This is a genomic window from Myxococcus sp. CA051A, assembly GCF_013336705.1.
Classification (GTDB): domain Bacteria; phylum Myxococcota; class Myxococcia; order Myxococcales; family Myxococcaceae; genus Myxococcus; species Myxococcus llanfairpwllgwyngyllgogerychwyrndrobwllllantysiliogogogochensis.
The window spans coordinates 601,268-622,554 of record NZ_JABUMS010000004.1; the positions used below are offsets into that span (position 1 = coordinate 601,268).

Genomic DNA, 21,287 nt, shown 5'->3' on the forward strand with positions numbered 1-21,287 from the left:
CGTCCTCCGGATCCGCCATTGCGCGGGCCTCGACACCCACGACCGCTCCGGCTTCCCGAAGACAGTAGCGGATGGTAGGGAGCCCCTCTGACATGGGCAAGCCCTACCGTCCTAAAGACCACTATTTCCAGAAAGCCAAGCAGGAGGGCCTTCGCGCTCGCTCCGCCTTCAAGGTGGACGAGCTCATCAAGCGCTTCCCCATGGTGAAGAAGGGCCATGTGGTGCTCGACCTGGGGGCCGCGCCTGGAGGGTTCCTCCAGATTCTCGCGGAGGCCGTGGGCGCTTCGGGGCAGGTGATTGGCGTGGATATCGTCGCCATCCGTCCCTTCACGCAGCGGCACGTGCGCACGGCGGTGCTGGACGTGCTCGCGGACGACTTCGACGCGAAGCTGACCGCGATGCATGACGGTCTGTTCGACGCGGTCATCTCCGACATGGCGCCGAAGACGAGCGGCATCAAGGCCACCGACGAGGCGCGCAGCCTGCGGCTGGCGGGCAAGGCGCTGGAGCTCGCGGTGGCGCGGGGCCGGCCGGGCTCGTCCTTCGTGGCGAAGGTGTTCATGGGCGGCGACTTCGAGGACTTCCGCAACCAGGTGCGCGCCCTCTTCGAGGAAGTGAAGGTGGTTCGCCCCGAGGCAACGCGCGGCGCCAGCATGGAGGTCTATCTGGTGGGGCTGCGTCGCAAGGCCCCCTCGGGCGAGGCGACTCCGACTTCCTGAGCCGTAATGTGGAACGCCTGGGCGGCCTCCTGTGTCTAGAGTGCCGACCATGCACCACACCCTCCGGACCTGGACATCCGCTGTCGCGCTGTCGCTGTTGTCCCTGTTGCTGCTCGCCACGCCCGTGGCCCGGGCGGCGCAGGCCAAGGCGCTCTCTTCCTGGAAGGACATCGACGCGCTGGTGTCGAACCAGAAGGTGGAGGCCGCCGCGCAGGCCGCGGAGGCCCGCCTCGCCCAGGCGCGCAACGGCGCGGACGAGTCCGAGTGGGCGCGCGCGCTGATTCGCACCGTACAGCTCCGCTCGGCGTTGCACGGCTATGAGACGGCGGTGCGCTTCCTGCGCGAACAACCCTGGCCCAAGGGTGCGCTGGCTCGCGCGACGCTGAACCTCTACTACGCCAACGCGCTCGTCACCTATGCGCAGGCGTACGGCTGGGAGGTGCGGCAGCGCGAGCAGGTGGCGTCATCGGGGCCGGTGGACCTGAAGGCGTGGACGTACGACCAGATTCTCACCGAGGCCCAGCGCGCCTACGAGGACGTCTGGAAGCAGCGGCAGTCGTTGGGCGCCGAGCCGGTGAAGGTGCTGTCCGAGTACGTCGAGCCCAACACCTATCCCGCGGGCATCCGCTCCACGCTGCGCGACGCCGTCTCGTACCTGCGCGTGGAGCTGCTGGCGGACAGCTCGCACTGGCGGCCCGAGCAGGCCAACGAGGTGTTCCGGTTGGACCTGGGCTCGCTGCTGGAGGGCGCGCCGACGGTGGAGCTGACGGATGCCAACATCCACCCGCTGGTGAAGGTGGCCGCGGTGCTGGGGGACCTGGAGGCGTGGCACCGGACGGGCGGGCGGCGTGAGGCGGCGCTGGAGGCCCGGCTTCGTCGCTACGAGGTGCTGCACCAGCACTTCTCCGAGGCGGAGGACCGCGCGCGCATCCGTCAACACCTGGCCGCGCACCTGAACGCGTTCCGGGACGTGCCCTGGTGGTCCATGGGGCAGGGCCTGCTCGCGGAGCAGGAGAACGCCGCGGGCCACGCGGTGCGCGCGCATGCGCTGGCGAAGGAGGGAATGCAGGCCCACCCGAAGTCGCTGGGGGCCACGCGCTGCCGCACGCTGGTGGAGACGCTGGAGGCGCCTGATTTCCGCGTCGCCTCCATGCAGTCGGACGGCGCGGACCGCCGCTCCATCGAGGTGACCCACCGCAACGTGCCGGTGGTCTACTTCCGGGCGTTCCTGCTCGACGTCGAGGCGCGGCTGAAGAAGGTGGACGACTACAACGTCCTGCCCTCCGGCGACGAGCTGATGCGCTACAACCGGGGACGCAAGCCCACGACGACGTGGTCTACCCAGCTCCCCGCGACGCCCGACTTCCAGTTGCACCGCACCTTCGTCACGCCTCCGCTGAAGGAGACGGGCACGTACCTCATCCTCTCCTCCGCGCGCGAGGACTTCCGGGAGAAGGGCAACCGCATCCAGGCCACCTTCCTGGCCGTGACGCCGTGGGTGGCCCTCACCCGGAACGTGGAGGGCAACTCGATGGAGGCGCGCATCCTGAAGGGCGACTCCGGCAAGCCCGCATCGGAAGTGTTGGTGCGGCTCATCCAGATGGACTACCGCACCGGCTTCCGCGAGGCGGCCCGCGCCCGGACGAATCCTCAGGGTGACGTGTCCTTCCCCGCGCCGCCGGGGCAGGGCTACCGCTCGTACCTGATGGTGGTGGGCGAGGGACGCGGGGCCTTGCTCTTGCCCAATGGCCTGGCCTTCTACAACCGCTCGCCGCCGAGGGAGGCGACGTCGTCCCTGGTCTTCACGGACCGGAGCGTCTACCGGCCCTTGCAGAAGGTGCAGTGGAAGGTGGTGGCCTTCTCAGGGCGTGGAGACCAGGCGCGGTACAAGACCTTGGAGCAGCACAGCCTGGTGGTGAGGTTGATCGACCCGAACCACCAGGAGGTGGAGCGGCTCAACGTTCGCACCAATGACTTCGGCTCGGTGGCGGGCGAGTTCACCGTTCCCACGGGGCGGCTGCTGGGCGTGTGGACGGTGCAGGTGGAGTCCGGGGGCTCGTCCACGATTCGCGTGGAGGAGTACAAGCGGCCCACCTTCGAGGTGACGCTGAAGGACGCGGACGCGCCGCTGCGGCTGAACCGTCCGGCCACCTTCAAGGGCGAGGCGCGCTACTACTTCGGCCTGCCCGTGGCGTCGGGCACGGTGCGCTGGCGTGCCTACCGTGAGCCGGTGCTGCCCTGGTGGTGGTGGTACGACTCCGGCTTCATCTCTCGGCAGCGGCAGCTCGTGGCCGCGGGCTCGTCGTCGGTGGAGGAGGACGGCGGCTTCAAGGTGACCTTCACCCCGGAGGCCGATGAGCGCTCCGCGCGCACGCCGGGCCTCACGTGGCGCTATCGCGTGGAGGCCGATGCCACGGACGAGGGCGGCGAGACGCGCTCGGCCAGTCGGGCCTTCCGCCTGGGCTTCGTCGCGGTGGAGGGGCGCGTGGACACGGACACGGGTTTCCTGCGCGAAGGCTCACAGGCCGAGGTCCGGCTGGTGCGCTCCACCCTGGACGGCGCGCCGCAGCCGGGCGCGGGACGCTGGCGCCTGGTCGCGTTGAAGCAGCCCACGCAGCCGTTGATGCCCGCGGATGAGCCGCAGCCCGCGCTCCCGTTCCTGGAGGCGGACCCGGACGCGGTGAAGAAGCCCACGCCGGGTGACGCGCTCCAGGCGCGGTGGATGCAGACGTACAAGCCGCAGTCCGTGATGGCTCGCTGGGAGGACGGCGCGGAGCAGACGAAGGGCACCGTGCAGCACGGCGCGGATGGTGTCGCGCGCGTGAAGCTGCCCTCGCTGAAGGCGGGCGCCTATCGGCTGCACTACGAGACGACGGATGCCTTCGGGCAGAAGTTCACGGTGGCGCGCGAGCTGCTGGTCGCGGGTGCGCGCGCGCCCGTCGCACTGGCGGCGGCGCTGACGGTGGAGAACTCGAGCGTGCGCGTCGGAGAGGTGGCTCGGTTGTTGGCCATCTCCGGCTTCGAGGGCCAGCCGTTGATGCTGGACCTCTACCAGGGCGACCAGCGTGTCCTGCGCAAGTCGCTGGTGGGCGGCCAGACGCCGGCGGTGGTGGAGGTGCCGGTGACGGAGGCGCTGCGTGGAGGCTTCACCGCGGTGCTGACGCTCGTGCGCGACTGGCAGCTCGTCCAGTTCTCCGAGCACGTGTTCGTCCCGTGGGACAACAAGGAGCTGAGCCTGGAGTTCGCCACGTTCCGCGACAAGCTCCGCCCGGGCGCGAAGGAGACCTTCCGTGTGACGGTGAAGGGCCCCAAGGGCGCGAAGGTGGAGGCGGGCGCGGCCGAGCTGCTCGCGTATATGTACGACCAGTCGTTGGACCTGTTCGCGCCGCACTCGCCGCCGAGTGTCTCCTCGCTCTATCCGCCGCGCATGTCGTCGGTGTCCCTGCTGTCGTCCCTGTCGATGGGGCAGTCGCAGTGGCTCGTCTCCCAGGGCTATGGCGAGGCCTTCCAGTGGGAGCCTCCGACCTCGGATCGGCTGAAGTTCGAGGACAACTACGGCCTGGGAGGGCCAGGGCGCAGACGCTACCGGAATGGGAACTCGCGGTCCTTCGAGTCCTTCGGAGGTGTCTCCGCGCCGCGCCCGGCGCCGGTGGCTCGCTCCGAGTCGAAGGAGAAGTCGATGCGGGAAGAGCCCGAGGCTCCACCTCCGCCGCCCGGCATGCCCCCGATGGAGGAGATGAACGCCGCGGCGGACAAGCTGCAAGGCGCTCCCGCCCAGGCCGAGGCGGCCGCACCAGCCGCGCTGCGCTCCAACTTCGCCGAGACGGCGTTCTGGGTGCCGCAGCTCCTCACGGGCGCTGACGGGTCCGCGACGCTGGAGTTCACCGTGCCGGACTCGGTGACAGCGTGGAGCGTGTGGGTCCACGGCCTGACGAGGGACCTGGAGGGCGGCTCGGTGCAGCGCACCACCCGCAGCGTGAAGGAGCTGATGGTGCGGCCCTACGTGCCGCGCTTCCTGCGTGAGCGAGACCGCGCGGTGCTGGAGGTGGTGGTGAACAACGCGTCGGAAGAGGCGCGACAGGGCACGCTCACGCTGGACATCGTGGACCCGGAGACGCGCAAGAGCCTGCTGTCGGAGTTCGGGGTGAAGGGCGCGTCGCAGAGCTTCACGGTGGCGCCGGGGAAGGGGACGAACCTGCGCTTCCCGCTCACCACGCCCGCGCGCGTCGGGACGGTGGCCTTCCGTGTGGAGGCTCGCGCGGGGAACCTGAGCGACGGCGAGCTGCGGCCGTTGCCCGTGCTGCCCGGCCGCGTCCACCTGGCGCAGTCGCGCTTCGTCACATTGAAGGGGCCGGGCTCGAAGACGATGCGCTTCGACGACTTGAAGAAGGGGGGCGATGCGACGCGGGTGAACGAGCAGCTCGTCGTCACCGTGGACACGCAGTTGTTCTACGCGGCGCTCCAGTCCCTGCCGTACCTGGTGAACTATCCCTACGAGTGCTCGGAGCAGACGCTCAATCGCTTCGTGTCCTCCGGCATCCTCGCCAGCCTCTACGCGAAGTATCCGGCCGTGGCGAAGATGGCGAAGGAGATGAGCCAGCGTCCCACGCGCTTCGAGACCTGGGACTCGGTGGACCCCAATCGGAAGATGACGTTGGAGGAGACGCCCTGGCTGGAGATGGCGAAGGGCGGTCCGGATTCGGACCAGGACCTGGTGAAGGTGCTGGACCCCAAGATTGCGCGCGCCGAGCGCGACGCGGCCATGGGGAAGCTGCGCAAGGCACAGACGTCCAGCGGTGGTTTCCCCTGGTGGCCGGGCGGCCCGCCGTCGCCGTACATGACGCTCTACATCGTCCACGGCCTGTCGCGCGCCATGGAGTACGGCGTCGAGGTGCCGCAGGACATGACGCGCAACGCGTGGGGCTATCTGGCCCGGCACTTCCGAGAGGAGTACGCGGAGAAGCTCACGAAGAAGGGGCAGAGCTGGGAGTTCATCACCTTCCTGAACTACGTGGCCTCCGCGTACCCGGATGCCAGCTACACCGGCGAGGCGCTGACCGCGGATGAGCGCAAGGCGATGCTCGCCTTCAGCTTCACGCACTGGAAGAAGCACTCGCCCTACCTGAAGGGCTACCTGTCGCTGACGCTGAAGCGCGCGGGACGCCAGTCGGACGCGCTGAAGGTCTGGGACAGCGTGATGGACTCGTCGAAGACGACGGAGGACCTGGGCACCTACTGGGCGCCCGAGGACCGCAGCTGGCTCTGGTACAACGACACCACGGAGACGCAGGCCTTCGCCCTGCGTGTGCTGACGGAGCTCAAGCCAAAGGACGAGCGGCGCGAGGGCCTGGTGCAGTGGTTGTTGCTCGACAAGAAGCTCAACCACTGGAAGTCCACGCGCGCCACGGCCGAGGCGCTCTACGCGCTGGTGAAGTACCTGGAGGCGGAGGGCGCCCTGGGCATCCGCGAGGACGCGAAGGTGACGGTGGGCCCGCGCGTGGTGCAGATGGAGTTCGCGCCGGACGTGTACACGGGGAAGAAGAACCAGGTGGTGGTGCCGGGGCCGGAGCTCCGGCCGGAGACGATGAGCTCCGTGGTGGTGGAGAAGACGACGAAGGGCTTCGCCTTCGCCTCGGCCACATGGCACTTCTCCACGGAGAAGCTGCCGGACGAGGACCGAGGGGACTTCTTCCAGGTGTCGCGCCGCTACTTCCGCCGCGAGCGCGAGGGCCGCGAGGCCGTGCTCCAGCCGCTCGCCGAGGGGGCGCTGCTCAACCCCGGTGACGAGGTGGAGGTGCAGCTGTCACTGCGCACGAAACACGCCGCGGAGTACGTCCACCTGAGAGATCCGCGTGCCGCGGGCCTGGAGCCGGAGAACGCGCAGTCCCGCCACAAGTGGGACCTGGGCATCGTCTGGTACGAGGAGACGCGCGACTCGGGCACCAACTTCTTCTTCGAGTGGCTGCCCGCGGGTGAATACACCTTCAAGTACCGGCTGCGCGCGAACATGGCGGGCACCTTCCGCGTGGGTCCCGCCACCGTGCAGTCCATGTACGCGCCGGAGTTCACCGCGTACTCGACGGGCGCGGTGCTCACCGTGGGGCCGGCGAAGTAGCGCGGGCTTCACGGCGGTCCTCCTGGTTTCGACTCAGGGCCCGACTCGGAGACACGAGCGGGCCCTGGGTGTTTTCAGGTGACCGGGCTACAGGCCACGCACGTCCGTCTCGCCGCAGGCGTCATGCGTGGACCTCTCGGGGCTCGCCTTCGCGCCAAGACAGGCGCATTCGCCGCCGAGGAGGGCCGGGCTCACTCCCCGCAGGTGGCGGCGTCGTCCGTGGGGTAGAGCGTGGCGATGCCGTAGGTGCCGTTGCGCGTGCCGCACCAGATCTGCCAGCGCGTGTCCCCCAGGTCCTTCGCGCCGTAGATGCCGCCTTCCTTCTTCGCGCCGTCGCGGGCGCAGCACCGCGCGAAGGCCCGCGTGCCAATCGACAGGATGCCCACCGCGTCCGGGGCCTCGGAGAAGCCGCCCATCCGCTTCTCCCCACAGGACCAGGGCGCGACGCCCTGGTAGCGGATGAGGTACTTGTCCTTGTTCTTGGCCACGCCCCCGCGCGCCGGGCCGCCGTAGCAGAGCTTTCCCTCGGACTCGAGCTGCGCATAGCGCGGCAGGAAGTGCAGTCCGCCGATGGGGCCCCTATCCCAGTCGTCTCCGCAGAACACGTGTGTGAAGGCGTTGCGCGGACCCGTGCTCACCCACAGGCTGGTCAGCCAGTCGATGTTCGGCTGACGCGTGCCCGGGCGTCCCGCCGCGGACAGGGCCTGCTGGATGCGCGGGTCGTCGTAGTAGCGGGTGACGAAGCGCCGCACGTCGTTCGCGCTCACGCTCACATCCGGGCGCGCGGGGCACAGCGCCAGCACTTCCCTGTCCATCGCCGACAGCGTGGGGCGCTTGTCGAAGAGGGGCTTGCGGGAGCACGTCGTCGCGCAGCCCGTGGCGGCCTTCCACGTCACCGCCACCGTCGAAGGGGGAGCGCTCGCGGCCGGGGCGGCTCCTTCGTAGCGCGGGGCCGCGCCACTGGGCGCCGAGACGACGACGGCCACGGCTTGCTCCTCGTCCGACTCATCCGCGCGGGCCGCGAACATCTGCTGCCGAGCCTGGGCGCGCTGGGCTGAGTCCGCACGGTCTGCGGCCGCCAGCACCGCGGCGCTCGGAGCCGCTTGCACCGCGGACTCCTGGGCGCCTTCGCACAGCACCCAGCCCTCGGTGGAGACACCCCGCAGCTTGCACCAGGATCGCCCGGGTCCGCCCTTCTTGAGCAGGGGGTACGTCGTCCCGGCCTCCACGGTGAAGACGACCTTGGATGACTCCGGCTGCTCCACCGCGTCCACGGAGACGTCGGACACGAACGCGCCGGGGCCCGCCAGGGCGGGGAGGGCGGTCAGCAGCAGGCCGAGGCTCAGGGCGGGAAAACGCATGGTGCGTGACTCTATCCCAATCCCACCCCGCCCCTCGACATGGGGGCGGGTGGGGTGGCTCCTCGGGCACCTGGGACGTCGGGGTGCCCCAGGGAATTCACACCAGCTTGACGCGCGCCGCCTTCAGCCTGCCGACCTGCACCGTGTACTCGCCGGCCCCCAGTTCCGCCTTGGCGTCCATCACCTTCTCGCCGTTCACCCGCGCGCCGCCCTGGGAAATCATCTTCCGCCCCTCGGTCGAGGAGGCCACCAGCTTCGCCTCGACCAGGATCTTCGTCACGGGCATTGTCGCCGCGCCGGCCAGGGAGATCTCCACTTGCGGCAGGTCCTCCGCCGTCAGCTCCTTCTTCGCGAAGCGCTTCTCGAAGTCCTCCTCCGCCTTGCGCCCCGCCTCGGCGCCGTGGAAGCGCGCCGTCATCTCCCGCGCGAAGCCCAGCTTGGCGACCTTCGGATGCACCTCGCCGCTGGCGACCTTGGCCTGCAACTCGCCCAGCTCCTTGAGCGTCAGCGACGACAGGAGCTGGTAGTAGCGCCACATGAGGTCGTCGGTGATGCTCATCAGCTTGCCGAACATGGTGTCCGCCGGCTCGCTGACGCCCACGTAGTTGTCCAGGCTCTTGGACATCTTGTCGCCGACGATCTTCCCCTCGACGAGCTTCGCGCTGAGGCCCTCCAGGATGGGGCCCGTCATGATGACCTGCGGCGCCAGGTTCTCCTCGCGCATGAGCTGTCGGCCCACCAGGAGGTTGAAGAGCTGGTCCGTCGCTCCCAGCTCCACGTCCGACTTCAGCGCCACGGAGTCGAACCCCTGCAAGAGCGGGTAGAGCATCTCGTGGATGGCGATGGAGACGTTCTCCCGGAAGCGCTTCTTGAAGTCGTCCCGCTCCAGCATGCGCTGCAGCGAGTAGCGCGACGCCAGGCGAATCATCCCCTCGGTGCCGAGCTGGTCCAACCACTCGGAGTTGAAGCGCACCGTCGTCTTGGCCTCGTCCAGCACCTTGAAGACCTGCTGCTTGTACGTCTCCGCGTTGGCCTTCACCTCGTCGCGGGTGAGCGCGGGGCGCGTGGCGTTGCGGCCCGTGGGGTCGCCAATCAGCGCGGTGAAGTCACCGATGAGGAACACCACCGTGTGCCCGAAGTCCTGGAAGCGTCGCATGCGCGTGAGCAGCAGCGAGTGCCCCAGGTGCAGGTCCGGCCGGCTCGGGTCGAACCCCGCCTTGATGACCAGGGGCTTGCCCGAGTCATACGCGTACTTGAGCTTCTTCTTCAGGTCCTCGGGCGAGTGGAGATCCACCGTGCCTCGGGTGACTTCTTCGAACTGCTCCTCGGGGGTCGCCTTGCGCAGCGCGTCCGGATTCATGGGCGGCGGACCTTAGCCGAAAGTGGCGCCGCGCGAGCGGCCCTTCCACTGCGACTTTCAGGTGCCCGGAAGGTGGACTCGGACACGCTCGATGCTCTTGCCGCGTCCGGAGGCATCGTCGATGTCCACCACCACACCCTGGAGATAGACGAGCCGCTCGGCCACTTCATAGGGCGCGTTCTTCTGCCCCAGGAAGCGCGCCAGGGACTGCTCCTTCTTCATCCCGATGACCGAATCCAGTGGGCCACACATGCCCACGTCGGTGATGAAGGCCGTGCCGCCGGGGAGGATGCGCTCATCCGCCGTCTGCACATGGGTGTGCGTCCCCACCACGACGGACACCCGCCCATCCAGGTGCGCCCCCATGGCGTTCTTCTCGCTGGAGGCCTCGCAGTGCATGTCCACGAGGATGCACGGCGTTCGCGCGCGCAGCTCCTCCACCAACCCCTGCACCACCTCGAAGGGGTTGTCGTGCGCGCGCATGAAGACGCGGCCCTCCAGGTTGATGACGCCCAGCGCGCGCCCGTCCTTGAGCGTCACCACGCCGTGCCCTCGTCCTGGAGTGTCCTTGGGGTAGTTCGCCGGCCGCAGCAGCTTGTCCGGATGGGCCGTCACCCAGGGGATGATGGCCTTCTTGGACCAGAAGTGATTGCCGCTGGTCAGCAGGTCAACGCCAGCGGCGAGCAGGGTGTCGGCCGTCTCCGGAGAGATGCCGGCACCCTGATCGCTGTTCTCAGCGTTGGCGATCGTCACGTCCACGCCATGGGTTGCCTTCAGGCGTGGCAGGAGCGCTCGGACGGCTTGAAGCCCCGGACGACCCACCACGTCTCCCATGAAGAGGACCTTCACGTATCCAGGAATTCCGGCTCGCGGAACAGGCCGCGGCAGGTCTCGGATTCCGTCACCACGAGGTCCATGTCCACGTCGTCCCCTGTCGTAGGCAGGATTTCGACGAGCTGATCACTGAAGGCCAGTCCCACCCGCCGACTGCGAGCACTGGCCGCGCGCAGGGTGGCGTCGTAGTAGCCGCCTCCGCGTCCCAGTCGCTTGCCGTCCCGCGTGAAGCCCAGACCCGGAACAACGAACAGGTCGATCTGGTCCACCGCGATCAGGTCCGAGGAGTTCGTCGGCTCCCGGACGCCCAGCCGGCCCGGTTCCAACTCCGCCTCCGACTTGATGGCCCGGAACGAGAGAATCCGCCCGTGCACATGGGACAGCGGGTAGCAGACGATCTTCTCGTCCTGCAACGCCGCGATGAGAATGTCCCGTGTCGGCACCTCGCCCCGGATGGGGGCGTACAACGCCACAGTCCTCGCTTTATGATAGTACTGCGTCGCCAGGAATCGAGACTGCACCTTGAGACCCCGCGTATCGATGAGGTCGGGCGTCATCGCCTTTCGGCGCGCCGTCAACTCATCCCGCAGCGTCTGCTTCCTCGCCGCCGCCGCCTCTTCCACCACCGTCTCGCTCACCGCCGCCGCTCCGCAGAAAAAGTCCCCCGCCGCATGGCCGTGTGCCCAGCGTCCATTGAACCCTAAAAGCCAGGTGGGGACCGAAATCATGCCTCCGCAGGCTTCCCTCATCCCTCGTGAGAGGGGAGGGCTTGCACATGGAAGCCGAAACGGACCCCGGAACGGACGTATCGGTTCGAATTTCCGCTGGGCATCACGCGCCCCGCAGGGGACAGCCCTTGAAACAAAGCTACAGTGCCACCAAGGCCTCGAAATAACTGAGAAATCTCGCGACCACCTTTTGAAATGATAAGGATGGGAAGCGGCGGGGTCAAGGCATCCTCGCGCGTTTACAAGCCAGCCACGGCCCCCCTATGATGGGAGCCCCCCACACCCCGCACATGCCGCCCTCGCTTCTAAACAAGGGACTCGTGACGGCTCTTTCCGTCACCTCCGGCCTCGCCTGGGCGGGCCCGAAGCTCGCAGGCCCCTATATGGGGGATACCTACGGGCAGGTGGACCTGCACATGGTGGGCGAGCGCCTGGTCGGCACGTCCGCCGGGTCCGGGGGCGGCTGCAAGTTCCCCGCGGGCACGGAGGTCCTCTCCGGTGAGTTCCAGGGGAACGTCCTGGTGGCCACGGTGCAGGTGTGCCTGTCCGGGGTACCCGAGTGCGTGGGTGCCCGGATCTTCCCGGTGCTGGCCGTCTACAACCCCCAGTCGTCGGTCATCACCGCGCGATTCCGGCTGCCCGAGGGGTGCCACTCTCCGGGGCTGAAGGACTCGCAGCTGCTGCTGCGGGGCCTGGGCGGCGCGCCGGTGGAGGAGGGCGAGGAGGAAGGCGCCGCTTCTGGAGCGCAGGGGAGCGCGCCGGATGCCGCCACCGACGAGCCCGAGGAGGCCGTCGCCGCGGCGCCGAAGAGCCCCGAGGCGAAGGTCGCCGAGGCCCGCCCCCCCGTGGTGGCGACAAGCCCCGTGAGCATGGGCCTGCAGTTGCTCGCGGTGGGCAAGTGGGAGGTCGCCCGCTCGCGCTTCGAGGCAGCGCTCCTGGAGGACGCTCGCAACCTGGACGCGCTCGTGGGCATGGCCGGCTGCCATCTGGGGACGGGCAACTCCTCCAAGGCGCTGGAGTCGCTGAACCGGATCTCCTCGGTGCCCGCCGGGCGGCCGGATGTCTATGCGTGGCAGGCGTATGCGCATGACATGGCCGGCAACAAGAGCCGGGTTCCGTATCTGCTGCGCCGGGCGCTGGACCTGGGCTGGAAGCCCGAGGAGCCCAAGCCCTGGGAGGCCGCGCTGGTGAAGGCGCTGGCCGGTGACATCGAGCAGGCCAGGCAGGCGAAGAATCGAAAGCGCGCGCCGGGCCGCGAGTCGGCGGGAGCCGGAAGCACCAGCCCGTGAGTCAGACGCCCTCGCCCCCCAGGACCCAGCGGGTCTTCGGCCACTACGAGATTCTCTCCGTGCTGGGCAAGGGCGGCATGGCGGAGGTGTACCGCGCGCGGGTGTTGTCCGGCTCGCGTGAGGGCTGGACGGTGGCCCTCAAGCGGCTCTTGCCAGCGCTGACGGCGGATCCGGAGTCGGTGTCGCTGTTCTCGCGCGAGGCGCAGCTGTCCAAGCAGCTGCACCACCCCAACATCGTCACGGTGCTGGATGCCGGCGAGCTGGAGGGCATCTACTTCATCGTCATGGAGCTGGTGGATGGCCGGGACCTCGGTCAGATCCTCCGCCGCTGCAAGGTGCGCGGCATCCCCCTGCCGCTGGACTTCGCGGTGTACCTGGGCAAGGTGCTGCTGGAGGCGCTCGCGTACGCGCACGGCGCCACCGGGCCGCAGGGCGAGCCGCTGGGCATCGTCCACTGCGACGTGTCCCCGTCCAACCTCTTCATCTCCCGCGTGGGCGAAATCAAGCTGGGCGACTTTGGCGTCTCCCGCGTGCTCGTCGACGGCAAGCTCCAGGAGGGCGAGGTGCTGGGCAAGCCCTACTACCTGTCCCCGGAGTCCCTGCTCGGCGAGGTGAGCCCGGAGGCGGACCTGTGGGCGGCGACGGTGGTGTTGTACGAGCTGCTGACGCTGGAGCGTCCCTTCACCGGCGCCACGCCGGACGAGGTGTTCCACGCCATCCGCTCGCGGAGCTACCGGCCGCTGCGGGAGCTGCGCCCGGACGTGCCAGAGGCGCTCGAGGACGTGGTGCGGCGCGCCTTCTCCGAGCGTCCCGAGGACCGCTTCCCCTCGGCCGAGTCCTTCGCCCAGGCGCTCGCGCCGCACTACGACGAGCGGGTGGGCACGCCGCTGGCCATCGCCGCCGTGGTGCGTGGCCTGTTCGGAGCCAGTGACGACGCAGCCGCGAGCACGCCGGTGCCCCCTTCCGGCACGTCGCGCGCGGAGTAGGGGAGCAGGCGCGCGCTCGCGCCGAGGCTCGCGGCCCCAGTCCCCTCTGGCCGAGGGGATGGAGATGCTTCCTTCCGAGCGTGCATGTCCGCACCCCGAGGATCGCCATGGCCACCCAGCCCCAGCCTCCGAAGCCCCAGCCCGAAGAGCCCGCCCCCGAGCGCAAGACACGCGAGGACCTTCCCCAGCGGCTTCCGCCCAAGCCCGATGAGCCGCGCGAGGACGGGATGCCGGGCTACGGCCAACCGGACGAAGACGTGCGTGAGAAGTCACTCCCCGAGCAGAACTGGTAGGGCGGTGGGGATGAAAATGGGGAGCGGGAGGTCATCGGGGTCTCCCGGTGTGACTCGCACGGAGTGCTGTTCGAGTCCGTAGGGTGTGAGCCTGCCGTGCCAGGCCGCGAAGTCACCTTCGGACAGGAGTCCAAAGGCGCTGAAGATGCCGCTCGCTCCCTCGTAGCGGTTGCGGTCCAACCGCAGGCCGGGGCGGGACGTGTCGCGGCCCAGCTTCACGAAGCTGCGCATGTCCCTCAGGGTGTTGTCGAAGACGGTCAGGTCCGAGACGACGAAGGGCTCGTCCGCGGCCAGTCGCAGGCCCGAGTCCGCCGTGCGTTCGATGAGGTTGCCGAGCACACGCACTCCCTGCGCCCTCACGACGCGGATGCCCTGGCCGTTGTGCCGGTTCGCGAAGTTGTAGATGTCCGTCACCCTGTTGCCCTGCACCAGCACGTTGACGGGGTTGTCCACCGGGGACGTCCCGCCGATGGAGATGCCGCGGCCCGCCTGGAAGACGAGGTTGCCGACAATCTGGATGTTCGTCGCGTCCTCGTGGATCAACACCGCCTCGGCGGCGGAGGTCTTCTCCTGCCACGGGTAGCGCTCCAGGTTGGGGAAGCGGAAGAGGACGTTCTCGTAGATGGCGATGTCGTCACACGCCTTGACGTCGATGCCATTCTCGCCGCAGTCGTACATCTGGTTTCGCTCGATGAAGACGGTGGACGGCCTCGCTTCACTGGGCTGGCACTGCACGCCGTCGCCCGACGCATCGTGGATGGTGTTCTCCAGGATGAAAACCTCGCGCGAGGAGCCCTTCACCGCCACCCCGTGGGAGTCGAGGCCCGTCCTGGAGAAGTCGTGGATGGCGTTGCCGTCGACGAGCACGCGAGTCGCATCGCTGACGACGACCCCTCCGCCAGCCCGGCCGCCATGGAGCACGGAGTCGGTCAACTGCGAGCAGGTGGTGCTGTCCTCGAAGAGCGCGGCGAACGAGGGGCGCTCGAGCACGTCCACCTCCACGGACTGGACGATCCAATAGGGCTGGCTCAGCACCAGCAGGCTGCCCACGTCGGTCGTTGAAGGGACGATGCGAGGTCGGCGCGACGGCTCCCCCCTCAGGACGATGGGCGACGTGGCCGTTCCGGCGCGCGCCTTCAGTGGATTGATGGCGACCTGCTCGGGATACGTCCCTTCGCGAACCTGGATGACGTCGCCCGGCTGCGCCACCTTCACCGCCGCCATGATGGTGGGGAAGGGATTGTCCGAGGAGCCCAGCGGAGCCTCTGCATCCCGGGGCCCCGTGTTCGCGACGTACAGCGTGGGGCCCTGCGCGTCGGCCGCCGAGGGGCACTGGCTCCGGAACAACTCCTTCGCGTTGAGCGGTGTCATCTGCTCTTCCCACAGCGCCGGGTCGTCGCCAGCGGCGCTCGTGTCACCCCGAAGCGCGGTGACCCGAGTCGCACCCGTCTCCGTTCCAGGGCGCTGTGTGTCACCGGCCCCCAGCTCCGCCGAGCCCGGGCCACATGCGAGCGCGAGCCCGTACACGAGCACCGCGAACCGATTCCTCAGAAACCCCAGCCCCTTCGAACCCTGACCCATTTGCAGCCCCCCTGATTTGTCGGCAGTGGGGATGATGCTTTCCACCGGAGTCGCCTTCATCAAGCGCCCATGCCCCCAAGGGGGACGCGGCATTCACAGGAGGATGCTCGTGGTTCGGCGGGGATGGATATGCGTCAAGTGCGCCTGACGTACGTGGCGGCGTGCAAGGACGCGGGGCCACGCGCGTGCGTCGGGCGCGAAGAGGACCTAGCCCGCGAGGGCGCGAACCAGGGGCACGTGACGACGGAGTGCGTCGACGACGCGGCGCACATCGTCCTCGCGGGTGTCGGGCCCCAGGCTGAAGCGGAGGCTTCCGCGTGCCTGGACCGCTGACAGTCCCATGGCCCGGAGCACGTGCGAGGGCGTCAACGTCCCGGACGCGCAGGCAGCGCCCATCGACACGCAGATGCCATCCAGGTCGAGCGCGATGAGCAGCGCCTCGCCCTCCACGCCATCGAAGCGCAGGTTGCTCGTGTTGGGCACGCGGGCCACACCCGCGCCGTTCACCGTCACGCCCACCACCGACTCCAGCACCGCGCGCTCGAAGTCGTCGCGCAGCGCGCCGAGCCGGGCCGCCAGCGTCGCCTGCTCACCCGCGGCGAGTTCCAGCGCGAGCGCCAGGGCCTCCGCATACGGGATGTTCTGCGTCCCTCCGCGACGGCCCCCTTCCTGGTGTCCGGGGGTGAGGGCGCGCACGTCCACGCCCTTGCGCACCACCAGCACGCCCACGCCCGAGGGCCCGCCGAACTTGTGCGCCGACAACGACAGCAGATCCGCGTCCACCTCGCGCAGCGACAGCGGGAGCTTGCCCGCCGCCTGCACCGCGTCCGTGTGGAAGAGCACGCCCTGCTTGCGGCACGCGCGGGCGACGGCCGCCACGGGCTGCACCACGCCCGTCTCGTTGTTGGCCCACATCAGCGAGCACAGCGCGGTGTCCGGCGTCAGCGCCGCGAGCAGGTCCTCCTCGCGCACGCGCCCATCCGGGCCTGGGGCGACTCGCACCACCTGCGCGCCTTCCCGCTCGAGCTGCGCCACCGCGCCCAGCAGGGCGGGGTGCTCCACCGCCGACGTCACCAGCCGACGTCGCTCCGGCGAGGGACGCGCATGCCACGCGCCCACCAGGGCCAGGGCATCCGCCTCGCTGCCCGAGGCCGTGAAGCAGACTTCCTTCGGCTCGCAGCCCAGCACGCGCGCCACCCGGGCTCTCGCGGCGTCCAGCCTGGCGCGGGCCTCGCGGCCGGCGGCGTGCACGCTGGAGGCATTGCCATGGCCACCGTGGACGAGGGCGTGCGCGAGCCCCGTCGCGACTTCCGGCCGGACAGGCGCGGCGGCGTTGTAGTCCCAGTAGATCACGAGTCCTGCGCGGAGAGCAGCGACACGGGACGCTCGTCCGAGACGCCGAAGGCCTCCAGGAAGCGACTCACCAGCTCACGCTTGAGCGCCTTGCGCTGCGCCGCCTTGCCCGACAGCGGCAGTCGCGCGCCGGCCATGCTGCCGTGGCCGCCGGAGGAGCCGCCGTAGTCCTCGAAGATTTCGCGGATGAGCCGGCCCGCGTTCATCCGCCGGTCCTTCACACGCAGGCTGAAGTAGAGCTGGTTGCGGTACGTGCCGAAGGCCAGCGACCACTTCGTGCCCTCGAGGAACATCAGCCGCTCGGCGACCTCCGCCACCATGTCCGGGGAGTAGACCTCCTCCAGGTCGGTGACGATGGCGGTGCCGTAGACCTTCGCCCGCTCGAAAGCCGTGTGGTACAGCTGGAAGTAGCGCGCCGGCAGCTCGGGGTGTTCGATCTGCGCGAGCATCGACTTGTCCATGCGCGGGAACAGCCACAGGTAGCTGTCGATGTCCGTCTGCGTCGTCTCGCGGCCCAGGTCCCTCGTGTCCGCCTTGATGCCGTAGAACAGCGCGGTGGCCACTTCGACGGAGGGCTCCACGCGCGCGGCGCGCAGGTACTCCACCAGCATGGTGGACGTCGCGCCGAAGTCCCCGCCCACGTCCGCGAAGGGCGACGCCAGGCTCTCCTCGCGCAGCGGGTGATGGTCTACCACGAGGTGGGCCTCCAGCCGCACGGGCAGCGAGTGGTTGCCCACCTTGGGCTGCGTGTCCACCAACCCGAAGAGGTCGTACTCGTCGAAGTCGATCTGCGACACGTGGGAGATGGGCAGCCGCAGCACCTTCACGAAGGCGATGTTCTCCGCCCGGCCGATGATGCCCCCGTAGCCCACATGGGCCTCCACGTCCGCTCGGCGCTCCAGCAGGTGGGCGAGCGCCACCGCGGCGGCCAGCGAGTCCGGGTCCGGGTTGTCGTGCGTGAGGATGAGCGCCTTGCGGTGCCCCTTGGCTACCTGGAGCAGCCGGTCCAGCTTGTCCCGGGCCGACAGCATGGCCAGTCGCGGTGGCGGAGGCTCCGTCAGCTCGCCCCCGATGGTTCCCTGGGCACGGCGGCTGTTGAAGGACTGGGTCACGGGCATGGATGGTCTTCTTTACTTCCTCCGGCCTCGGGTTTCGAGATGCCGGATGTTGTCTCCTCGACATTGAGGGCGCGGTGTCACCCGCACATCAATGGTGCAAACGCCCCCTCCGACGTTCACGGAGGGGCGGAAGGCCGTGTGCCCGGACGCCTTCCTGCCCCCTTGAGGAGGTCCAACTAGTTGTTGATGGCCTTGTACTTGCGCCCGAGGTCCCTGAAGTACTTCACCCCGTTGTCGAGCGAGTTCTCCATGGCGTCCATCAGCACCGTGCGGAACTGCGCCACCGGGCCCCGGAAGCACTCGTAATAGCGCTGCCGGTCAATGGAGTGGATGACGGCGGGCATGTAGCCATTGCGCAGCAGGATGAGGTTGCTGCACATGCGCCCCACCTTCCCGCTGTGCTCGGTGAAGGGGAAGATCTGCAGGAAGCTGTGCTGCACCGTGGCGGCCTGTTTGATGGGATGGAACTCGCGGAACTCGGCGCTGGCCGTGTAGTCCACGAGCTTCTCCAGCGCCGGTTGGATCTTCGCGGGCTGGTGGATGTCGTGGAAGTACGTGCGGTGCAGCGGCATGTCCTTGCGCAGCCCCGAGCGCTCGCGCTCCTTGGCGAGCTCCTTCTCCGTGCGCTCCCGTCGCTCCATGCGCGCGCGCTCGGCCAATGCCTCCGGGGTGTTCCCGAGGAAGAGGTCGTGCATCCGCTTGATGGTGGTGAGGGTGATTTGCGCCTGCTTCTTGGCGCCCGCGGCTTCCTCGCGAATGAAGTCGCAGACGGCCTTGTGATTGCGAATCTCGAGCACCACCGGAATCATGGAGGCCTCGGCGCTCGCGCGACTTGGGAACAGCGCGGCCTTCAGTTCCTGGTGGGTGTAGACCACGCCTTCCAGTGCGGCGTCGTGGTAGATCCACGACATCTCGAACTGTTCGAGGAAGTCACGCGCTGGCTGCTTGTCCTTGTAGATGTCGAGGTACTCGCGCAGCGCCTCGTTCTTCTCGTCGATGTCCTGGTAGCGTTCCTTCACGGACTGCGGCTCCTTCTTGCGTCGTATCCCCGCGGGGCGGAGACCGAAGCGTGCGGCCGAGCGATACAACGGCATGCGGATTCTAGAAATTCCGCACGGTTGTAACAACGAAATCCACTAGAGATTGACGAGGAAGACCTCGCACGCCTGGTCGAGCAGGTCCTTGGACAGGGCCGGCGGTATCTGCCGGTACCGGGCCGCGTCCTTGATGAGCCCCACCAAATCGCGGGGATGGCACGCGCGAAGCTGCATCGTCCTGGGCTTGTAATAGTGCTCGACGAGATACGTGACGGCCTGGTCCACATAGGGAATTCCCGCCGCCTCGCACACCCGGCGGAAGATCTCCCGATAGGACTCCTCGTCGGGATTGGTGACCTCGATTTTGTACTTGATGCGGCGCAGGAACGCCTCGTCCACCAACTCCTTGGGGTCCAAATTCGTGGAAAAGACGAGAAGCTGATCAAACGGGATTTCGAACTTCTTGCCGGTATGGAGGGTGAGGAAGTCCACCCGCTTTTCCAGGGGAACGATCCACCGGTTGAGAAGGTCTGTGGGGTGGACCTTCTGGCGGCCGAAGTCGTCGATGAGGAGCATGCCGCCGTTGGCCTTCACCTGGAACGGGGCTTCGTAGAAGCGGGTGCTCTCCGAGTAGATGAGGTCCAGGGTCTCCAGCGTGAGCTCGCCACCGACGACGACGGCGGGCCGGCGGCAGAGCATCCACCGGTTGTCCATCTCGAAGCTCTGACGGCGGCCGGACGCATCGCCGCCCATCTCCAGCGAGACGGGCGTGTGGATGAGGTGGTCATGCACCTGGATGATCTGATTGCCGATCTCCAGGCAGTGCGGCACGTAGACCTCGCCGCCGAACATGTGGGAGACGGCCTCCGCGAGGCTCGTCTTGCCGTTGCCCGGGGGGCCGTAGAGGAAGAGCGAGCGCCCGGAGTTCACCGCGGGGCCCAGCTTGTCCATCAGCTCGGCGGGGACGGTGAGGTGGCTGAGCGCCATCACCAGCTCCTCCTGGCTGACGACGGGCGTCTCCTCCGTCTGGCTGGTGATGAGCGCGTTGTACTGCTCAATGGGTACGGGGGCGGGGCCCACGTACGTCGTGCGGGTGAGCGCGTCGCGAGCGTACTCGCGGCCCTTCTCCGTGAGGATGAACTCCACGGACGCGCGGCCGAAGCCCTTGCCGCCGCGCAGGTCCACCAGCTTCTCCGTGGCGAGGAAGTCCACCACGTGCTCGATGACGCCCGACCATGGAAGGCGCATCTCGGCCGCGATGACCATGCCGGTGCCGGTGCCGGTGTAATAGAGGAACTTCAGCGCGATGTCCGCGAGCAGTCCCATCTTGAGCCCCGTCTCCTCCACCGACTTCGGCTCCGCGGGAGCGATGTCGAGGATGGAAGGGTTCTCGAGCTTGAACGGATTGTCGTCGTAGGCGTGTCCGGCGGGTGCCATCGGGCCCCTTTCTAGCCCAAACCCGCGTTGGGAGGGCAGAAGGGATGATTCCCGGGGTCTGGGGGCAGGGAGGCAGGCTCCCTACCCCGGACGGCGCCGGAGGCCTGGCGCCGGGGGTCAGACGTAGGTGAGCCACTCGGCGTAGCGCGGCTCCATGCCCCGGACCGTGCGGAAGTACATGTCCTGCACGAAGGTACCGATGGGGCCGGGCTTGCCGGTGCCGACGGTGCGGTCGTCCACCTCGCGCACGGGGGTGATTTCCGCGGCGGTGCCGGTGAAGAAGATCTCGTTGCAGATGTAGAGCGCGTCGCGGGTGAAGGTCACCTCATCCACGGTGCGACCGCTGTCGCGGAGAATCTTGAGGACGGTGTCGCGGGTGATGCCGTCGAGGATGGGCGAGGACAAGGGTGGGGTCTTGATGACGCCCTTCTTGTTCACCATGAAGATGTTCTCCCCGGACGCCTCGGCCACGAAGCCGCTGATGTCCAGGAGGATGGCCTCGTCGTAGCCCGCCAGCACCACCTCGCGCTTGGCGAGGATGGAGTTGACGTACTGGCCGGAAATCTTGCCGCGCACCATATTCACGTTGACGTGCAGGCGAGTGAAGGAGCTGACCTTGGCGCGGATGCCCTCGCGGATGCCCTTGTCGCCCAGGTACGCGCCCCAATCCCACGCCGTCACGGCCACGCGGGTGGGGTTCACCGCGCCCAGGCCCATGGCGCCATCGCCCATGAAGGCCACCGGCCGCAGGTACGCGCCGTTGGCGAACAGGTCCTTCTGCTTGCGCAGCAGGTCCAGGCACGCCTCGACGAGCTCGTCCTCGGTGTACGGCATCTTCAACATGCAGATGTGCGCCGAGTCGAGCAGCCGCTGGATGTGCTCGCGCAGGCGGAACACCGCCAGCCGGCCATCATGCGTCTTGTACGCGCGGATGCCCTCGAAGACGCCGAGCCCGTAGTGCAGCGCATGCGTCATCACATGCACGTGGCCCTCGTCCCATTTCACCAATTTGCCGTCGAGCCATATCTGGTCGGCACGCAAAACACTGGTCGAGGTCGAGCTCATGCGGGGGTTCC

The 21,287-nt window shown here is 68.4% G+C and carries 15 protein-coding genes and 1 other RNA gene; 5 read left to right on the plus strand and 11 right to left on the minus strand.

Annotated elements, in window-relative coordinates; genetic code table 11:
- Nucleotides 1-71: 71 nt before the first annotated feature.
- Both HUA74_RS15970 and HUA74_RS15975 read left to right on the plus strand, forming a co-directional pair.
- Nucleotides 72-719 (plus strand): RlmE family RNA methyltransferase, encoded by a 648-nt coding sequence (locus tag HUA74_RS15970; RefSeq protein WP_141644925.1) that lies wholly within the window; start codon nucleotides 72-74, stop codon nucleotides 717-719.
- Between the two features lie 49 nt (nucleotides 720-768).
- Nucleotides 769-6,834, plus strand: a complete 6,066-nt coding sequence (locus tag HUA74_RS15975) for an alpha-2-macroglobulin (RefSeq protein WP_174455198.1) — start codon at nucleotides 769-771, stop codon at nucleotides 6,832-6,834.
- 191 nt (nucleotides 6,835-7,025) lie between these two features.
- Here the strand turns inward: HUA74_RS15975 and HUA74_RS15980 are convergent, their stop codons facing one another.
- The 5 genes from HUA74_RS15980 to ssrS all read right to left on the minus strand — a co-directional run bounded on the left by HUA74_RS15980 (nucleotide 7,026) and on the right by ssrS (nucleotide 11,241).
- Nucleotides 7,026-8,195: an EndoU domain-containing protein gene (locus HUA74_RS15980; RefSeq protein WP_174455199.1), complete on the minus strand. Its 1,170-nt coding sequence runs from the start codon at nucleotides 8,193-8,195 to the stop codon at nucleotides 7,026-7,028.
- A 97-nt stretch (nucleotides 8,196-8,292) separates the two neighbouring features.
- Nucleotides 8,293-9,555 carry a tyrosine--tRNA ligase gene (gene tyrS / locus HUA74_RS15985; RefSeq protein WP_174455200.1) on the minus strand — a complete coding sequence of 421 codons (1,263 nt, stop codon included), beginning with the start codon at nucleotides 9,553-9,555 and terminating at the stop codon, nucleotides 8,293-8,295.
- A gap of 57 nt (nucleotides 9,556-9,612) precedes the next feature.
- Nucleotides 9,613-10,404, minus strand: a complete 792-nt coding sequence (locus HUA74_RS15990; RefSeq protein WP_141647041.1) for a TIGR00282 family metallophosphoesterase — start codon at nucleotides 10,402-10,404, stop codon at nucleotides 9,613-9,615.
- Entirely contained in the window at nucleotides 10,401-11,027 is a 627-nt protein-coding gene (locus HUA74_RS15995) for a 5-formyltetrahydrofolate cyclo-ligase (RefSeq protein WP_141647040.1), read from the minus strand. Before HUA74_RS15995 ends, HUA74_RS15990 begins: the two co-directional genes overlap by 4 nt.
- 19 nt (nucleotides 11,028-11,046) lie before the next feature.
- Nucleotides 11,047-11,241, minus strand: a non-coding RNA gene (ssrS, locus tag HUA74_RS16000) — 6S RNA.
- Nucleotides 11,242-11,437: 196 nt separating this feature from the next.
- Between ssrS and HUA74_RS46815 the strand changes: the two genes are divergently transcribed.
- The 3 genes from HUA74_RS46815 (at nucleotide 11,438) to HUA74_RS16015 (ending at nucleotide 13,685) form a co-directional block, all read left to right on the plus strand.
- The gene (locus tag HUA74_RS46815; protein ID WP_174455201.1) at nucleotides 11,438-12,406 is read left to right on the plus strand and encodes a tetratricopeptide repeat protein; all 969 of its coding nucleotides are present in this window, start codon (nucleotides 11,438-11,440) and stop codon (nucleotides 12,404-12,406) included.
- Nucleotides 12,403-13,392: a serine/threonine-protein kinase gene (locus HUA74_RS16010; RefSeq protein WP_174455202.1), complete on the plus strand. Its 990-nt coding sequence runs from the start codon at nucleotides 12,403-12,405 to the stop codon at nucleotides 13,390-13,392. Before HUA74_RS46815 ends, HUA74_RS16010 begins: the two co-directional genes overlap by 4 nt.
- Nucleotides 13,393-13,499: 107 nt before the next feature.
- On the plus strand, nucleotides 13,500-13,685 hold the full coding sequence (locus HUA74_RS16015; protein WP_141647037.1) for a hypothetical protein: 186 nt from the start codon (nucleotides 13,500-13,502) through the stop codon (nucleotides 13,683-13,685).
- Here HUA74_RS16015 and HUA74_RS16020 read toward each other — a convergent pair.
- The 6 genes from HUA74_RS16020 to HUA74_RS16045 form a co-directional block, all read right to left on the minus strand.
- Entirely contained in the window at nucleotides 13,662-15,266 is a 1,605-nt protein-coding gene (locus HUA74_RS16020; protein WP_174455203.1) for a right-handed parallel beta-helix repeat-containing protein, read from the minus strand. The genes HUA74_RS16015 and HUA74_RS16020 overlap by 24 nt on opposite strands.
- A gap of 207 nt (nucleotides 15,267-15,473) precedes the next feature.
- Nucleotides 15,474-16,619, minus strand: a complete 1,146-nt coding sequence (locus tag HUA74_RS16025) for a cysteine desulfurase family protein (RefSeq protein ID WP_174455204.1) — start codon at nucleotides 16,617-16,619, stop codon at nucleotides 15,474-15,476.
- Nucleotides 16,616-17,737 carry a bifunctional oligoribonuclease/PAP phosphatase NrnA gene (locus tag HUA74_RS16030; RefSeq protein ID WP_174455205.1) on the minus strand — a complete coding sequence of 374 codons (1,122 nt, stop codon included), beginning with the start codon at nucleotides 17,735-17,737 and terminating at the stop codon, nucleotides 16,616-16,618. Before HUA74_RS16030 ends, HUA74_RS16025 begins: the two co-directional genes overlap by 4 nt.
- Before the next feature lie 176 nt (nucleotides 17,738-17,913).
- Complete coding sequence (locus tag HUA74_RS16035; protein WP_141647033.1) at nucleotides 17,914-18,756, minus strand: Fic family protein; 843 nt, start codon at nucleotides 18,754-18,756, stop codon at nucleotides 17,914-17,916.
- A 117-nt stretch (nucleotides 18,757-18,873) separates the two neighbouring features.
- Entirely contained in the window at nucleotides 18,874-20,211 is a 1,338-nt protein-coding gene (locus HUA74_RS16040) for an AAA family ATPase (RefSeq protein WP_141647032.1), read from the minus strand.
- A 117-nt stretch (nucleotides 20,212-20,328) separates the two neighbouring features.
- Nucleotides 20,329-21,276, minus strand: a complete 948-nt coding sequence (locus HUA74_RS16045; protein WP_141647031.1) for a branched-chain amino acid transaminase — start codon at nucleotides 21,274-21,276, stop codon at nucleotides 20,329-20,331.
- Nucleotides 21,277-21,287 lie beyond the last annotated feature (11 nt).

What these genes read in the sequence shown, in the direction of transcription:
- HUA74_RS15975 (WP_174455198.1), top strand. Translation starts at nt 769, where the DNA reads ATGCACCACACCCTCCGGACCTGGACATCCGCTGTCGCGCTGTCGCTG.
- HUA74_RS16020 (WP_174455203.1), bottom strand. Translation starts at nt 15,266, where the DNA reads ATGGGTCAGGGTTCGAAGGGGCTGGGGTTTCTGAGGAATCGGTTCGCG.
- HUA74_RS15970 (WP_141644925.1), top strand. Translation starts at nt 72, where the DNA reads ATGGTAGGGAGCCCCTCTGACATGGGCAAGCCCTACCGTCCTAAAGAC.
- HUA74_RS16040 (WP_141647032.1), bottom strand. Translation starts at nt 20,211, where the DNA reads ATGGCACCCGCCGGACACGCCTACGACGACAATCCGTTCAAGCTCGAG.
- HUA74_RS15980 (WP_174455199.1), bottom strand. Translation starts at nt 8,195, where the DNA reads ATGCGTTTTCCCGCCCTGAGCCTCGGCCTGCTGCTGACCGCCCTCCCC.
- HUA74_RS16030 (WP_174455205.1), bottom strand. Translation starts at nt 17,737, where the DNA reads ATGCCCGTGACCCAGTCCTTCAACAGCCGCCGTGCCCAGGGAACCATC.
- HUA74_RS16015 (WP_141647037.1), top strand. Translation starts at nt 13,500, where the DNA reads ATGGCCACCCAGCCCCAGCCTCCGAAGCCCCAGCCCGAAGAGCCCGCC.
- HUA74_RS16045 (WP_141647031.1), bottom strand. Translation starts at nt 21,276, where the DNA reads ATGAGCTCGACCTCGACCAGTGTTTTGCGTGCCGACCAGATATGGCTC.
- tyrS (WP_174455200.1), bottom strand. Translation starts at nt 9,555, where the DNA reads ATGAATCCGGACGCGCTGCGCAAGGCGACCCCCGAGGAGCAGTTCGAA.